The sequence below is a fragment of the Legionella tucsonensis genome, from assembly GCF_001468035.1.
Lineage (GTDB): Bacteria > Pseudomonadota > Gammaproteobacteria > Legionellales > Legionellaceae > Legionella > Legionella tucsonensis.
On sequence record NZ_LNZA01000001.1, the window covers coordinates 248603 to 265736 of the forward strand.

The following is a 17134-nucleotide window of genomic DNA, read 5'->3' on the forward strand; positions in this document are numbered from 1 at the left end:
TTAATGTTATCTTAATATTAACCGATATATACTTAAATAAATCAAGTTGACCAAGAGTTTTCATGCCAGGCTATTCTCTACTCGGTAGTGTTGTTTTTCGATGCTTATTTAAAAAAACTACAGGTGTAATTGAATATAATTCTGATTTAGATATAACTTTGGAAATCCGTGACCATGTAGTTATTGTGCATCATTCAATACCTGTTGGATCACTTAACGCATTCTTTAACTATCTTGCGAAACGAGAAGATTTAGCCCAAAAACATATTCTGTTTGGAGTCGAAGGCCAAGGAGTTACTGAACGACATATTGTCACGATGCATCTTCCGCCAAATGGAGTACAGCCTATAGTCTATGACTCTAAGCACGGTGACTCCAAACGTTTTTTTTCACTTCCTCCGTCAAAAAACACCCTCGGTAACAAAATACGTAGTGCATTACTCGCTCTAAATCCAAACAAAAATCAAACAGTTAACTTAAGTCATTTAGGCTTTGAGCAAATCAAATCGGCAACATATCATTCTTTTGGAACACAATCATTTTTTGATGGCATTACTTGTGATTATCATACAGGAAATCTCATCAAAACTTTGGCCGACTTTCTTGAACAAGGCATCAAACCATCTCCCGAACAACTTGCAGAAACATCAAGAAATCCGATAACAACTTCGGCACAGATAGTAAAAAAAACATTTCCCGAGCGAGTGGATATGTCCCTTTTGGCCTTTTTAAAAAAGGCCTGGCAAGATACCTTCTTGCCACTGAAAAAGAACGAGGAAAAAGATCAGTATCATTTTGGACATTACTTTATGGGTTGGCCTTCAAAGCCAAACGCGTCTAAATTACCCTACTTTCTAACCCTGAAATTTATCACCACCCCATTAACCAATTTGTTGTCGCTAGCCACCGAATTTCCGCTTAATGTGCTCAGCGAAACATTCTCTTTTTTAAAAAATAAAATACTCTCTTGGGCACCAACTAATGGGGTAACTCAAAGCATACGCAGTCTATTGCTATTATCAACTATGGGATTGCAGAACCTATTTAAAGGTGCTTACTATCTAATTCGAACCATTACTTCACCCATAGCCAGCTTTAAGGAAGCTCAGAAAGTTCATCCTGTTTTAGGGTATCTCAGTGCTTTGACCTCCGTACTCTTTATTGGTACCGCAATAGCTCTTCTTGCTGTCTTTGCTCCACCCATCATGGCAGCTCTTATGCCTTCTATGGGGCCTGGAGCACTTTCCTTGCTTAGCACTTTGGCCTACCCTTTTGCTCAATTATTTTCTTTAGTGAGTTTATCGATTTCCTCTGCCACTGGGGCAATGCTGACATTTGCTACTGGAGCATTATTTTTAGGCGTTCTGCATCTGCTCGGCAGAAAAACAATTTATCCGGATGAAAACCAGTCTAAGAAACTGGATGATATAAGCCCCCAGTCTCAAACAGGAAGTAATGTGAGCAACCATTTAGTAAGCTCAAGCGATCATAGCGTTGATGAAGTTGAAATCGTGGCTCCTTTCGGAGAAAGTGATATGTTGGACTCATCTTTTGGAAGACTCTATTCGAGAACTAAAGAAAAAACAGGTGATGACTTCAAACCTAATGATAATCAAGCTACCATAGACACAACAACTTTCTAACACAAGACAGCCCCTTTATATGAACGCGCTTGATACACTCATCTCCGAAGTAGATAATGCTCTACGTACCTTATTTCCACCTGCACAGAGGCCGAGGACTCGCCCATCCCCCGCAGAATCACTTGCTGATACGGATCTGTCTACAAAAGAAAAAAAACATGTGGCCGGACTCATGCGTGTCAATCATGCAGGAGAAGTCTGTGCCCAAGCACTTTACCAAGGTCAGGCTTTAACGGCACAATTAACCCATATTAAAAAGCAAATGAGTGATGCTGCGGCTGAAGAAACAGATCACTTAGCCTGGTGTGAAGAGCGATTGACTGAACTGGGTTCAAAGCCCAGCATATTAAACCTTTTATGGTATGGCGGGTCGATTATATTAGGAGCATTTGCTGGCTTAGCCGGAGATAAGGTCAGCTTGGGGTTTGTAGCAGAAACCGAACGACAAGTCGCTCACCATTTGCATCGTCATTTAAAAAATTTACCAGCAAAAGATAAAAAATCACATGCAATTCTTATGAAAATGAAAGAAGATGAAGAACAACATGCAACTACTGCGTTAAACGCCGGGGCTATAGAACTTCCTTATATTGTTAAACAATTAATGCGTATTGTATCTAAATTAATGACTAAAAGTAGTTATTATGTATAGTAGTATAATGAAACAGAGCAGAACCTAAGTGAAGTTGAATTCCTGAGTTCGCTACGCTTCGTCCAGATCACAAAAATTAGGACATATTTGAATTCTTGCTGGAACGGTTAAAATTATGGCACAAGGAGCTATCAGGTATGGACTCAGCCATTTTATTTACACTTTTTGTTATTTTGGTTGCCTATATCTTTGACTTTATCAATGGCTTTCATGATGCAGCAAACTCTATAGCAACTATTGTTACTACCCAGGTTTTAACCCCTAGGCAAGCGGTAGTATGGGCGGCTTTTTTCAATTTCATCTCATTTTTAGTATTCAATCTTACAGTTGCAAAAACTATTGGAAACGGCTTGATTGATTCAGATATTGTCGATGCACATTTTATTTTAGCCGCATTGATCGGCGCTATATTTTGGAATCTCGTTACTTGGTATTATGGACTTCCATCCAGTTCATCACATGCACTGTTTGGTGGGTTAGCAGGTGCTGCAATCGCCAAAGGCGGTTTTTCATCGCTTAAAATTTCAGGTTTTGCCAAAGTGATTGGAGGGATTTTTATTTCGCCAGCACTTGGACTGCTCATCGCATTGCTTATTATTTATTTTTTTCACAAATTCTTACATAATGGAAAAAAAACCGAGTTCAAACTATTTAAAATCTTCCAATTGTGTTCCTCTGCACTGCTTAGCTTAACCCATGGCAGTAATGATGGACAAAAAACCATGGGTATTGTTTCTATAATACTGTTTTCATCTGCATGGATTGAAGGTCCTTTTTATGTCCCATTTTGGGTGGTTATTTCATGCCAGGCAGCAATTAGTCTTGGAACTTTGGCTGGAGGATGGCGTATCGTCCATACTATGGGAACTAAAATAACAAAACTTAACCCAATGAAGGGTTCCGCTGCAGAAACTGGCGCAGCCATTTCGCTTTTTATAGCAACTCAATATGGTATTCCCATCTCAACCACCCATACAGTTACGGGTGCAATTGCTGGGGTTGGTTTGATTAATGGAATCGCAGGACCGCATTGGCGAGTCATCAAAAAAATTTTCTTCTCCTGGCTTATTACAATTCCTGCAGCGTCAATAATTTCAGCTGCATTAGTATTAAGTCATATCTAAGTAATAAACGCAGGAAGAGCCTAAAGCGTTCACGTGAGCCTATTTTTTGCCAAAGCACTATTTCTATAGCTAAAGACAAAATAAATCACCATACCAAAGCCCATCCAAATAATAAAACGAATAAGCGTAATCATGGGTAAATGAATCATTAAATAAAAACAGCTTATCATCCCTAAAATAGGTACATAAGGCATTCCAGGAGTTCTAAACGGTCGGTGCATCTGTGGCTGTTTATAATGTAAATAAAGTACGCCGGCGCAGACAATAAAAAATGAAAATAAAGTACCTACATTCACTAACTCAGCCAAAGCTTGTATTGGAGCAACGGCAGCTAGTGATGTCATTAAAATGCCGCATAATAAAATAATGCGTACGGGTGTATGAGTATACTGATTTGTTTTGGAAAAAACCTTTGGTAATAGGCCATCACGTGTCATTGCTAACATAACACGTGTTAAACCATAAAATAATACCAGCATGACTGTAGTCAATCCGGCCACAGCACCAATACTGATGAAACCAGCTATCGTTTTATAACCTAAAACGAATAAAGCATGACTGATGGGAGAGGCAACATTAAGGGTGCTGTAATGTGCTATACTGGTCAATAATCCAGCAACGATAATATATAATAAAGTACAGATAAATAATGAGCCTATTATTCCTATGGGTAAATCACGCTGTGGGTTGATTGCCTCTTCAGCCGCTGTAGATACAGCATCAAATCCAATGTAAGCAAAAAATATTAATGAAGCTCCTTTAATTACACCATCCCAGCCAAAAGGTAAAAATGGTGACCAATTAGATGGGTCAACCTCCATGGCAGCAACAGCAATAAAAAGCAAAACGATTAAAAGCTTGATAATCACCATAACGTTATTTACGCGAGAACTTGATTTGACGCCCCAAATTAATAATGCCGTTAAAAGCGCAATAATCACACAAGCCAACAGATTAAAAACACCGCCATCCTTTGGACCATGTACGAGCATGGTTGGTATATTTATTTTTATTGCCTTGAGAAAATCATTGGCATAGCTGCTCCAGCCGACAGATACTGCGGAAACTGAAATAGCATATTCCAACAATAAATCCCAACCAACAATCCATGCAATTAACTCTCCGAAACCCACATAAGCATAACCATAAGCACTCCCGCATCCGCCAACGGATGCGGCTAATTCGGCATAAGATAACGCCGAAAAAACACAGGCCAGCCCAGCTAATACATAGGAAAAGATCACTGCAGGCCCTGCATCTATTGCAGCAACAACACCTGTCAAAATAAAAACACCTGCGCCGATAATTGCCCCAATACCTAAAAAGGTCAGATCAAAAGCCGTAAGACATTTAACGAGATGAGACTCGCTCTCAAATGACGCATTAATCTCTTTTTTACGAAACAAGTCCATGGTATGCTCACAAGTTTGAAACATCATTGTTCTATTTACAAGTAAGAATGTTCTGCCAATCAACAATAGGAAAATAGATCAAAAATTATATTTATAGTCTAGATCCCGCATAGGTTTAAAGTAAATGAAAAAAATAACCTTACGAATGATCATTGTTGGTCTATTAATACTGTTTTCTTTGAATGCTTACAGTAACAAATTTTCTGTAACTTCTTCTACATCCTTATTCAACAACGAAAAAAACTTAAATTCTCCTGCAATCCCAGCAGTACAAACTGATAGGAACAAAAAGGACATTACCTCTTTTAATACCGCAGAACCCAAAGGATGTAAATATTGGCTTCCTTTTTTTAAACCTTGGTGTCGCCATCTGCATCAAACGTGGAATGAAGGCAATACTGAACTATATCTCTCAGGTTATGCATGGCATAATCGCCTTACTTATTCTGCAAAGCAACTCCGAGAAAAAAAATACAATGAACTCGCTTGGGGAGGTGGATTTGGTAAAGGTTTTTTTGATGAAAAAGGAAATTGGCACGGCCTTTATGCCTTTGCATTCCTCGATTCTCATCGCAATCTTGAACCAACTGCTGGATATGCCTATTTGAAAGTTGCAAATTTGACTAAAGATTTTAAAGCAGGATTAGGTTTTTCTGTCTTGATTACATCACGCCCTGATATCCTGCACCGTGTGCCCTTTCCAGGAGCAGTCCCTTGGGCAGGCGCATTTTATAAAAAACTTTCTCTTAAAGCTGCCTACGTTCCGGGTTCATCTACCAATGGGAACGTGCTTTATCTGGTGGGAACATATGCTTTTGATAAATAGAGAACAGTCTATTTCTATAGGCTAGAAAATTAGCTAATTCATCAGGCTCAATACCATCTATTCTTTCTTTCATCTTATTATGGTGCTTTTATCCTATTAAGCAATTTTGGATAATGTATAAAGCATTCATCAAAAATAGCTATTCCATTTTCACTGACTTTCTGAGGCTATAAATTTTCATTTAAAGCTATTCTTCAAAAATCAAAAGACTATATCTAGCAATAACTATAGTTCGCGCCTCTTAAATGATGTTATTTATTTCTATCAATATGGTCAAAAATTGCCATATATTATTTCATCAACCATACTTAAAAAAGACCTTATTTGCTCAAAGTTAGCCAGATTAAATTAATTGGAGACTTATCATGCGAAGTAAACTAACAAAGATAGCTTTCAGTAAAACTGTAAGCCAATCCCTATCATCGGGGGGTGTCGTGGGTTCTGTCTCTAGAGTTTTAAGAGAAGGTAAATTAAAAAGATGGGAGCCTGAAACGGTAAAAATAAGCTCGAAACAATTATGCCGTGGCATGACAAAATCTCAGCTTAACTATATGCTGAAAACCAGAAATCTAACTCAAGTAGATACATCAAAATTTATAAAAATAAAAGTTGAAGATGTGGAACATAGTGATATAGGTCGTCAAGTAGTAAGAGGGGGGGATCCTAATCTGTTATCATTTACTCGTAATATATCCACAGCGAATCATTATGGAGCCAATAGATATTGGTTACCGGGAGACGGAGCCATTATAATAGGTTGCCTCCCTGCTGTGTTCACTGATATCAGTGAGCAAGCTATAATGTGTCCGCAAATGTGCGATAAAGAGCAAAAGAAAGCACGTGAACGTATATTACAAGGAGGAGATTATTATCGAGAAGCTCCCGATGTCACACAGATCACAGCAGAATGTGATGAAGTATGTGCTGTAGTTGGTAAACAAAAGGGAGTAAGTTTTGGCGGAATGTATGACGTAGATAGACATATACAAAAAATATTGCATGTCATAGGTACAGGACGGCCAAGATTAGGATTAGTGCCTGTCTCATCATGTTTGGTAGAAACATTTGTTAATCCTGATTACGAGGAGCGAGCACTTTCTGTAAAAATTGTACTTACAAAAGACCCAGAACATCTTGAAATCTTGACAGATACAATGACAAACACTGGGAAGCTGCAACGTGGTCAGCGTGTCTTAACCGCTGATGATGCCGCCCTAATCATGGCTGACTCAGAATTGAATCTACTATTTTCAGCTACAGCAGGCTCCTCAGGTACAATGGTTCTAGAGTCTGTACCCAAAAAACTTCATGGCCATGACATGTTGGAATACTTAAAATCGACATTATGGAAAGAATTGGAACGAAATATCGTTCCTGAAGACAAAGGCCCTACATCTATATAAAAGGAGGAAACACAAAAGCGGCAGAATATCTAAAAATTTTTATGGAGTAAATAAGATTGACTATAAAAATCCAATTTGACCTTTTTTGAACGCTGTGGTTTACTCTTTTTACTTTTGCTTCAATTTACTTAATGTTGAATTATAAGTAAAAAGAGTATCAGAAAATAAGGATGGAAAAATGAGATCAAAGTTATTTAGAAGATGCTCACAAAACTCCTGTTCATCAATTAAAGAAATATATGCCGCGCATAGACCGCATCTTCTTTCGGGATCCATTTCTGGAGATAGATGGCGACATAAAAGCATGGGGAAAACCTTGGATTGGATTACCGATGCTAAGAAAGTTATAGAACTAAAAAAACAAGCACAGATAAATTTAAATCAATGGGCAAAAAATAAGATACCTTTACCAAAGTCAGTTGAAGTACTTTATAAAGATTGGGGAATTGCAGCACTTGAAGTAACTAAAAAACACGGTGTACCTTATTCTGTACTCAATATGGCAAATCCTGTTTTTCCTGGAGGTGCCGCTTTGGAAGGAGGAAGCGCCCAAGAAGAAAATATGTGGCATCGAACTACTTGTGCAGAATCCTTACAGGACAAAATCGTTTTTCTAGATAAAGACTCTATGACATTTCGTTACAGTGAAATGGCAAGAAAGCTTTTAGAGGCCAAGATAAAAATGACGGATGAAGAACGAGAGGCCTTAAGAAAACACTACGGTGAAACAGATTCCATAGCCTACAAAGTATTATTTAACCGAGAACCCAGGGTGTGTTTCCGAGGACCAGAAGTACCGCTTATTACCTCTGGTTTTGATGACTTTGCACCTAAAAGACAGCTTCCAGACAGCAGCAGAAGTTACCTTTTCCTTCCCTCATCCGATATTTTTCCCTTTTATGAGATAAGATCAGCTGCTCCAGAACTTTCTTTCGGACCACATGGATTCAATCATGAAGCCCTGGCGCTCTACAAGGAAGACTTACAGAGGCGTATTGCAGCCCAACTCGATACCTTAATTCTTGAAGGACAACGCAATGTCATTTTAGGTGCTTGGGGTTGTGGAGCATTTAAAAATGATCCTCAAATCGTAGCACAAATATATAATGAAGAAATTGCAAAAAGAGCCCATTTTTTTGACCATATTGTATTTCCGATAATTAACACGGACTCGCATGATAATCATGCCATATTTGAGCAACAACTCAGCGGTATGGAACTTGGAACTACGAATTCTGATACAACGTTAGAACCCAAGACACCTCTCTAATGAAATCGGCGACCTATTGTGTTCTGTGATACTCCTCATGTTAAAAACATGGATGAGAGCTTGTCATTAAATTTATTTAGCAAAAAAGATATTCGTACCCTTTTATTTCATAAAGTATTTAGAGATACGTTTTGAGCATAATCTTATTTATGATGGTTAATCAGTACAACTGTTTTTTTTAAGAGAATGTGCTATGTTTTATAGAACCGCAATTAGAATATTATTAAAATGAAATCTTTTATTGAACAAGCACAGTTTTACGCTGAATATCATCAGAATCTCAAGACACGTTATACACATATGGCAGGGGTTCCTCTCATAATTTTATCGGTAATGATCTTGTTAGGCTTTATAAAAATAATTATGCCAGGTGTTTTTGCAACAAATCTTGCCTTTTTTGCTACTTTAATTGCCTTAATTTATTACTTCCGCTTAAATTGGCAACTTGCTTTAGCACTGACTCCAATTATGCTCATCCTGTTATTGATCGCCAATTGGTTTAGCCACGATGGCCCGACAACCTTAGGTGTGTGGGCATTTGCCATCTTTTTTATTATAGGCTTGGGACTACAATTTTACGGCCATTTTCTGGAAGGTAAAAAACCGGCATTCATGGACAACTTGAGCCAAGCATTCATTGCCCCTTTGTTTCTTATTGCAGAGCTGTTTTTTATGGCTGGACTCATGAGCTCTTTAAAAGAACAAATATATGGCATAGATAAAAATACTCTTTAGGGTCTGTTTACATTAAACATTTGCAGGATGCACTATACTTTTTTTCTTGTTTTTGCATTTGTACATCCTGTTGCAGCTTCTGTTTCAAGTATCGGCAAATTGCGGCATCATTATTTTAAAACAGCGATGAATTTTTTGATTTCGTTTAAAGTCCTGATCTATTGTTTGAGTGCTAATATCCTGCACTGAATATTTTTCTATAAGCTGAGGATCCAATTTAAATTGTCGAAAATTAGTAGAAAAATATAAAACTCCATTTGGGTTTAACAAACGCATAGCAGAGTTCACCAAAGAAACATGATCGCGTTGAATATCCAAAGTATCCGTCATGCGCTTCGAGTTGGAAAAACTAGGTGGATCCAAAAAAATAACATCAAAACGATCACGAGCAATTCTCATCCATTCACGGCAATCAAACTGCACAAATTGGTGTTTCGATAAATCAAGATGATTTAACTTGAAATTCTCTTCAGCCCAATGCAAATAAGTATTGGAGAGATCGACATTAGTTGTCAATGCTCCGGCTAAAGCTGCATGAACACTGGCACTGGCAGTATAACAAAAACAATTGAGAAATCGTGTTCCTCGCTTTAATTTAGCAAAGCTTAGACGCATTAATCGATGATCCAAAAATAAACCTGTATCCAGATAATCGTATAAATTAACTTTAAATTTAGCCTGTCCCTCTGTAACGACCATGGTTTTTCGACTTTGTGCTAGTTTTTGGTATTGCTCACTGCCTTTTTGTTGCCTGCGTTGCTTTACTATCAATTGATTCGCTTCCAACCCTAACGCTCTGGGCACAACTTGCATTACTTCCAAGCTACGTTTTTCTGCTTTATGGGCAGGAATACTTGCAGGAGCCGCGTATTCTTGGAGTACAGCACAATCATTATATATATCTATGGCATATGCGTATTCAGGTAAATCTGCATCATATATTCGATAACATGAAATATGATTATTTTTTGCCCATTTATGTAAATGACGGTAATTTTTCTCCAGTCGGTTAAACAGCATCTGCGCCCCTTCAGATAAGGTATTGCTCATGATGTCTTTAAGCTCATTCGTTACGTGAATGTCCAAACAATACAGTTTGCATTCCAATGCACCGTTATATATGGTGTATTGTTTACTGGCGCGAAGTCCTAAGGCTTTGGCCAAAACGGGATTGGAGGTCAGAATTGCGGCTTGCCAACCCTGATAATGTGCATGCAAAATTTTACCCAGTTGCTGATAAAGCGGAACCAAATGCGTCACCTCACTTAGGCGTTCGCCATAAGGAGGATTACATATAACTAATCCCTTTTTTGCTGGGGCCTTAACCTCATTTAGTGCTTGAGCTTTAAAACTAACCAATGGAGCGACACCCGCGCGCTCCGCATTTTTACGCGCTATAGCAATTATTTTGTTATCTGTATCGGTGCCCAATAAAGTCAGGGGCAGAGTTTTAACTTGTTGCAAGGCATCTACCCGCAATTTTTCCCATAATGAAGATTGATGTTGTGCCCAATATTGTAACGATTGATCTTGGCGCAATAAACCAGGAGCAACATGTGCTGCCATCATAGCCGCTTCAATAACTAGAGTACCCGCACCACAAAAAGGATCATGCAAAGCATATCCTTTGGCAGCTAACTCTGGCCATTTCGCGCGCATAAGCAGTGCAGCAGCAACATTTTCCTTTAATGGAGCAGCACCTGCTCTATGACGATATCCCCTTTGGTGCAAACTGTATCCAGTAAGATCAAAACTCACAGTGATTACATCGTTTTTCAAATAGGCATGAATAAGAATTTGTGGCTTTTCTTTATCTACTGAAGGGCGTGAATGATTTAATCGACGAAAATGATCGACTATTCCATCTTTAACAACCTGTGCACCAAACATCGTATTGCGAATGTGCTCAGAAAATCCGTGAAATTCAATGGCAATCGTTTTATCGTGTGAAAATACAGTCTGCCAATGAAACTCGGTACATAATTGATGTAGAACCTGTTCATTACCCGCATAGCCGCTAAAAAGAATTAATTGCACACGATTGGCTATTCGTGACCAAAGACATAATCTATAAAGAGTCAGTAAATCGGCCTCTCCATATACTCCTTGTGGGTTGACACGTGTAACCGATAAGCCTAAGGTTTTTAATTCTTCTTCCAATAAATATTCAAGTCCACGCGGACAGCTTATAAATAGAGAATATTTCATTCTATGAATGACCTCAAATAGCGAAAAAGAGCTTTAGCAGCACCTGAATTTCTTTCTTTCTGCTGATCATCAACCGCTTTTTTTATTAATTGCCTTAAATGCTGAACATCTTCAGGATGATACACTTCAATAAACGCAGTTAATGCTTCTTTACCTTCGTTGAGCAAGCGAAGACGCCAATGCTCAACCTCATGAAATGACAACGTTACCGCTTTATCTTCTTCAAGCAAACGCTCATAAGCTGCTAAAATTTCTTCATGATCAGCCGCACGCATTAACTTTCCAATTAATTGAGCTTGTCTTCTTTTAGCACCATGACTTTTAATAGACTTTGCATCGATAATTGCTTTATACAGATTTTCAGGAAGCGGAAGTAATTCAAGCTTGGACAAGCTCAAGTCAATCAATTTTATGCCCATTTTTTGTAAAAAATCGGCATCTCGTTTTTTTTGTGATTTACTAACTGGTTCATCCATAGTATGTACTTTTAACCTTAAAATTAGCTAATCATACTCTATACTTTACACGCTCACAAAATGAGAGTGTAAAGTATAAACGATTATTCAGCTGCTACAAGGGAAGCAGGTGTTGGAGTTTGTGCATATTGTTTTCTGGGTCTAGAGCGCAAATACGAACGGCCCACCGCAAAAAAATTATAGGTCAGGATGAATAATAAAAGTAAGTGCAACCAGGTAATAGTTAACTGCATAAAAACAGGAATAGTAATAAAAACGCCTAAACAACCTGAAAGGCTTAAAATCATGGTTTTCTTTAAAGGAATTTTATTATGCTTTAAGAATACAAAAGTAGTTAATGGTTGCTGCATGGCTCCTGCAGTAGTCATAATTGGGAACGCCACTACAGGCGAAACATTCATTAAAAACAGTACACCTTGTACCATAACAAATAAACCGATTCCCACTGAGGTTAAGGCACCGCAAACCATCATCGCTAAAAAGCCTATGATTAATTTCCATGAATGTAATTCAGTTAATTCACCACCAACAGGTAACAACCGAAATTGATGTGAAATTAAAAGTAGAATAATTAAAGCAAAACAGCAAACCATAGATAAACGAATTGTCTGCTTGCTCATATGGCTTACAACAAAACCACCGAGTAAACCACCGACACAAGTACCCATAACTAAGGTCAGGAGAGTAGTTAGATCAACATCAATCAACCTCATGAAAAACAAAGATTCGATTGTTCCTGGGATCACTTGTGCTCCATTATTTACAGCAGGCATTTCGTCATCACGGAATGTACCCATTAATTTTGCCAAAGCCACATTAACAGCGAAACTCCCAACGCCCAATGTATCCGCAATAAAAGCAATCGCTCCACTTATACTTAATTTCAAGTATTGCATTAAAGATACAGGTTCTGCGGGTTGACGAATGAGTTTGAAAACCATCACGGTTACACAAAGCAGGCTTAATACCAAAATGCTTAGAGTAATAAAAAAGATGACCATTCGGCTACCAACCTAAATAAAATAGTGAACTCAAATTAAAAAACCTGATAATTATATACTAATTCTGTTGACCGGCAAACAACATGTAGACTAAAAAAAATGCTTTATGAATTACACGCAGACAAAAATGGAACACATTTATCCAATCCTCGAGTCTTAAATAAAGAAGTTACCGGACACAACGAATTACACAAAGTGATCTTGAGTGTAGTGGAACCCTGGATGAGTGCGCTATGATCCTCCAGGGTCAGAGGATACTGATTTAAATTACCTTGCAGCTGGCGGTCTTCACACCCACTTGACCAAAAACTGACAGAACCATTTTCTGATCAACACTCATGTCTTTTGCAGCATACAGTACACCGCAAGCGCCTTGAATAAAATTAGTGGTAGGCGTCCAGTATTTGCTGTTGGCAATGATCATCAGCTGATAAGCCTGTTTAATGCCTATATTTTTGGCCAATAAATAAAATGCTTTATTAAATACTCCACTGGCAGTATGTACAATAAAACTTTGTCTTTCTTGAGGATTAGAAATATGTGATGTCGCATAAGCAACCAATTCTGGATAACTAATTGCGCAATAGGCCCCATGACTTTGCGCTAGATTTTTATCCAAACAATCAGCCGAACTACCATCTGAAGAAGGATAATCCATAAAACGTAAAGCCTTACCAAAAGAATCACGAACAATCGTTTCGCCAATACCCCAAGTTACAATATTCGGCTGCAGATACAGTTTATTATAAAGCTGAGGAAATTTTTCCAAAAGATAAGCACGCGATGCCTGGCCTGCCATATCGGATAAAGATTCATTGAGAGCGCCTGATTGATCATGATATTCAAGTCCTGAATGCTGTTCAGTAAAGCCATGTGTTACTTCATGACCTGCTACATCAAGTGAGACTAAGGGATAAAAATCCTCGCCATCACCAAAAGACATAAATTGTCCATCCCAAAAAGCATTATCATAATTCTGGCCAAAATGGACACGCATGACTAACTGCATTGGGGTTCCATCTGTGTGTTGCAATGCATTAACTCCATACCATTTTTTATACATATCTACTATAGTCTGGCCAAAATAATATGCATCATTGCTTGGTGAAAATGCACCATTGACGTTTTCTTCTACATTCTTGCTACAAGGATATTGAAAGGGGGTAGTCAAAAGATCATTCCAATCCCAGACAGACCCCAGGTTAACCAGCTTTACCTTAGCGATATCCATGATGCATTGGCTGCCATTTTGAGTTACTTCTAAGAAAGGCAATCCATCTCTTCCATACCAGTATTCATGGACCTTTTCATTTCCACCGGGCCCACCATCCATAAAGTTTTTTATGTTATTCCACTGTTTGATGATTTCGCCACTTTGTGCATCTACAATAAAAAATGGCCACGCTGGCTTATTATCATTTTGAATGGTTTTAAATGAAACCTGATAAACCAGTTTCAGTTCATTATTTTGATCTGCCCTAATTTGCAAGTCACTCAATTCCTCATAAGTAGGCATTTGTGAATTAAAACTGGACCAAGATTTTTTGGCTAAGTCAACAGCCTCTTTTGACGTCAGTGTGGGTTTCGTATTCAGCTGGATGTCGTTAAGTAAATGTCCATTGACTTGTGCATCCTCTTTAGTAATCATAATTTGTGCGCCAACAACAGGTATTCCTTGATACATTTGTTGGTATCTCATGATTGTTTTTGAGTGCTCTTGGCTTTGATTCACTTGCTGTAATGCATTCTTTTCTGCAGATGGAACCGCTGCACGAGCTCTTATGTTTGATTGTTGTTTGAGTGAAAATTGATTCAAACTGCTTAATGGGGCTTGATATAAATCCAATTCTGTTACAGCAAATACATCATAAGTGACCAAAAAAAGAGTAACGCTTAGAAGTTTTTTTAACATAAAAATCACTCAAAAAATTCACAATGACACCATGATGGCATAAAAATGAACAGGCGACAAGTTTTTAACCCCATCATAAACAACTCTTGCAAAAAAGCTAGAGTCTGTAATTATGGTTGCATGACTATACGCCCCTGCCTAATAATAAAAGATGAATTAAGGATAATATGATGGGTATAAAAAAATGGATGATACTTTTTCTTGGTCTCTGCTCTTCTTTTTCTGCTGCCCAAGCAGGAGTTGTAGATCGTTATTTGCAAAAAAAGCAAGAAGAAAAAATTCCTTTAATTGCTGAAAAAACCATCCACCTCGGGTATTTTAAGCAATTGATCGATCATAATGATCCTGCTACGGAAACTTTTTCTCAACGTTACTATATTGATGAAACATATGGCTCAAAAGAGGATTCACCGATATTTTTCTATATTTGCGGCGAAGCTGCCTGCACTAAGCGCGCACTAAATGGCGCAATAAGAAATTACGCACAAAAATTTCATGCCAAACTTGTTGCCCTAGAACATCGATATTATGGTGAAAGTTTACCTTTCAATTCATTGTCCACTAAAGACTTACGCTTCTTAACTACAGAAGCAGCTTTAGATGATTTAGCTTATTTCCAACGCCATTTAAAAAATGAAAAAAACTGGACCGGGAAATGGGTTGCTTTTGGAGGTTCTTATCCAGGCTCTTTGTCGGCTTATTACCGCTTAAAATTTCCTTATTTGGTTGTCGGTGCCTTGGCTTCATCAGCACCCGTAATGGCTAAAGAGGACTTTGTTGAGTACGATGCGCATGTAACCCAGGTTGCCGGCTTTCAATGCGCCAGTCACATGCGAGAGGTAGTCAGAGAAGTGGAAGCCAGTTTGAGTAATCCGGCGAAGTTGACACAACTGAAAACACTGTTTGATGCATCTGCAGTTGCTGATCCAGTTGATTTTTTATACTTGATTGCAGATACCGGTGCCGCAGCAGTGCAATACGGAATGCGTGACGATTTTTGCAGCAAGTTATCTGCAAGCCCAACTCCACTCCAAGGTTATGCCGAGTTTACAAAAAAATTATATCAAGACATGCATGTTAATGCAGTAGATATGACAGCCCAAGGTGCTATGAGCGAAAACCCCGGCGATTATAAAGATGGCTTAGGAATGCGCCAATGGTACTATCAATCATGCAAAGAATACGGCTATTGGCAAAATGCCCATCCCGATTCTGTGCTTTCTACTCGCTCTTTATTAATAAATCTGGATTACCACCATAATGTATGTCAACGCTTATTTGGTCTAACTCAACCTGCCAATACAGCAGAGCTCAATAATACATTATACTTCCCTTTAATGGACATCCTGGCATCCAATATTTATTTCACTAATGGAGAGAACGATCCCTGGTCTACTCTTTCTTTGGCAGAAAAAAATGGGAACGCGGTTAACCCCAAATTAACTTATCAATTAATTCAAGGAGCGGCTCATTGCGATGATTTACATAGCCCCTCTTCACTTGATTCTGACGCGTTAAGCTCTGCACGTAAAACAATGGAATCGCTATTGACTGAGTGGCTTAAGTAAATTCGCTCAGGCCCACTTTAATCCTTCTGAAATAGGATGCATTGGAAATTAGAATCTGCCACTACGAAAATCATCCAGGGCTTGTATTATTTCTTCCTGGGTATTCATTACAAATGGCCCATGACGAGTAATCGGCTCATGAAGCCTGGCCGCTGCAATCATAATACATTGGCTTGCTGTCTCAGCTTTCAAAAATAAAACTTCTCCGCTCCCAAGTTTCGCCAAAGTATCGTGTTGTACTAATTGCTCGCCTATGCGAACGGTTCCAGAAATCACAAGAAGAATAGCTTGGTAATCATTAGGGATTTGTTGGTGCATGCTTGCGCCAGGAGGTAAAATAATATCAAATAATAAGGGCTGTGTGGCAATACCTGAAATTGGCGAATGAGTTCCTTTATCGGTCTTACCCGCAATAACCTTTATTTGAGCACCAGTTTCATTTGTCTCCACTGGCAATTGAGTGTGTTGCATTTCTTGATAACGTGGAGCACTCATTTTCTCTAAGGCAGGTAAATTCAACCACAACTGCAACCCATGTAATCTACCATTGGGCGAGGGCATTTCTGAGTGAATAATTCCTTTACCAGCAGTCATCCATTGAACATCTCCTGCACCAATAACTCCTTTATGCCCTTTGTTGTCTTCATGAGTAATGCTACCATCAAGTAAATAAGTAATTGTCTCGAACCCACGATGTGGATGAGGAGGAAAACCAGCCATATAATCCAAAGGATCCGTGCTATTGAAATAATCAAGTAAAAGAAGAGGTTCAAAATCATTGCTCCTCTCGATACCAATGTAGCGATGTAATTTTACACCACCGCCTTCACGCACCAAGATACCTTTGATTAATCGCTCTACTTTAATTTCGCTCATGAATACACTCCATGCTAGCCAACTAAAA

Annotated in this window: 14 protein-coding genes; 8 read left to right on the plus strand and 6 right to left on the minus strand. The window is 38.5% G+C overall.

Going from position 1 to position 17134, the window contains the following annotated elements:
* The first annotated feature begins 62 nt into the window (after positions 1–62).
* From Ltuc_RS01120 to Ltuc_RS01130, 3 genes are all read left to right on the plus strand, one after another.
* On the plus strand, positions 63–1643 hold the full coding sequence (locus Ltuc_RS01120) for a hypothetical protein (protein ID WP_058519528.1): 1581 nt from the start codon (positions 63–65) through the stop codon (positions 1641–1643).
* 19 nt (positions 1644–1662) lie between these two features.
* A complete protein-coding gene (gene coq7 / locus Ltuc_RS01125; RefSeq protein ID WP_058519529.1) occupies positions 1663–2295 on the plus strand; it encodes a 2-polyprenyl-3-methyl-6-methoxy-1,4-benzoquinone monooxygenase in 633 nt (210 codons plus the stop codon).
* A gap of 137 nt (positions 2296–2432) precedes the next feature.
* On the plus strand, positions 2433–3419 hold the full coding sequence (locus Ltuc_RS01130; protein ID WP_058519530.1) for an inorganic phosphate transporter: 987 nt from the start codon (positions 2433–2435) through the stop codon (positions 3417–3419).
* A gap of 29 nt (positions 3420–3448) precedes the next feature.
* Here the strand turns inward: Ltuc_RS01130 and Ltuc_RS01135 are convergent, their stop codons facing one another.
* Positions 3449–4831, minus strand: coding sequence for an amino acid permease (locus Ltuc_RS01135; protein WP_058521561.1), 1383 nt, complete (start codon positions 4829–4831; stop codon positions 3449–3451).
* A 124-nt stretch (positions 4832–4955) separates the two neighbouring features.
* On the opposite strand from Ltuc_RS01135, the gene pagP reads away from it, so the two are divergent.
* From pagP to Ltuc_RS01155, 4 genes are all read left to right on the plus strand, one after another.
* Entirely contained in the window at positions 4956–5657 is a 702-nt protein-coding gene (gene pagP / locus Ltuc_RS01140) for a lipid IV(A) palmitoyltransferase PagP (protein WP_058519531.1), read from the plus strand.
* Between the two features lie 365 nt (positions 5658–6022).
* A complete protein-coding gene (locus tag Ltuc_RS01145; RefSeq protein WP_058519532.1) occupies positions 6023–7060 on the plus strand; it encodes a hypothetical protein in 1038 nt (345 codons plus the stop codon).
* Between the two features lie 178 nt (positions 7061–7238).
* Positions 7239–8330, plus strand: coding sequence for a poly(ADP-ribose) glycohydrolase domain-containing protein (locus tag Ltuc_RS01150; protein WP_058519533.1), 1092 nt, complete (start codon positions 7239–7241; stop codon positions 8328–8330).
* A gap of 228 nt (positions 8331–8558) precedes the next feature.
* Positions 8559–9065 carry an Mpo1 family 2-hydroxy fatty acid dioxygenase gene (locus tag Ltuc_RS01155; protein WP_058519534.1) on the plus strand — a complete coding sequence of 169 codons (507 nt, stop codon included), beginning with the start codon at positions 8559–8561 and terminating at the stop codon, positions 9063–9065.
* Positions 9066–9149: 84 nt separating this feature from the next.
* Here the strand turns inward: Ltuc_RS01155 and rlmKL are convergent, their stop codons facing one another.
* The 4 genes from rlmKL to Ltuc_RS01175 all read right to left on the minus strand — a co-directional run bounded on the left by rlmKL (position 9150) and on the right by Ltuc_RS01175 (position 14662).
* On the minus strand, positions 9150–11273 hold the full coding sequence (gene rlmKL, locus Ltuc_RS01160; RefSeq protein ID WP_058519535.1) for a bifunctional 23S rRNA (guanine(2069)-N(7))-methyltransferase RlmK/23S rRNA (guanine(2445)-N(2))-methyltransferase RlmL: 2124 nt from the start codon (positions 11271–11273) through the stop codon (positions 9150–9152).
* A complete protein-coding gene (gene yjgA / locus Ltuc_RS01165; RefSeq protein WP_058519536.1) occupies positions 11270–11749 on the minus strand; it encodes a ribosome biogenesis factor YjgA in 480 nt (159 codons plus the stop codon). The genes rlmKL and yjgA overlap by 4 nt, the downstream gene beginning before the upstream one ends.
* A gap of 83 nt (positions 11750–11832) precedes the next feature.
* Positions 11833–12750, minus strand: a complete 918-nt coding sequence (locus Ltuc_RS01170; protein WP_058519537.1) for a sulfite exporter TauE/SafE family protein — start codon at positions 12748–12750, stop codon at positions 11833–11835.
* A 262-nt stretch (positions 12751–13012) separates the two neighbouring features.
* Positions 13013–14662, minus strand: coding sequence for a M4 family metallopeptidase (locus Ltuc_RS01175; RefSeq protein WP_058519538.1), 1650 nt, complete (start codon positions 14660–14662; stop codon positions 13013–13015).
* A gap of 167 nt (positions 14663–14829) precedes the next feature.
* Here Ltuc_RS01175 and Ltuc_RS01180 point away from each other — a divergent pair, with 167 nt between their 5' ends.
* The gene (locus tag Ltuc_RS01180) at positions 14830–16230 is read left to right on the plus strand and encodes a S28 family serine protease (RefSeq protein ID WP_193786835.1); all 1401 of its coding nucleotides are present in this window, start codon (positions 14830–14832) and stop codon (positions 16228–16230) included.
* Between the two features lie 48 nt (positions 16231–16278).
* On the opposite strand, the gene Ltuc_RS01185 is transcribed toward Ltuc_RS01180, so the two are convergent.
* On the minus strand, positions 16279–17106 hold the full coding sequence (locus Ltuc_RS01185; protein WP_058519540.1) for a pirin family protein: 828 nt from the start codon (positions 17104–17106) through the stop codon (positions 16279–16281).
* Positions 17107–17134: the final 28 nt, after the last annotated feature.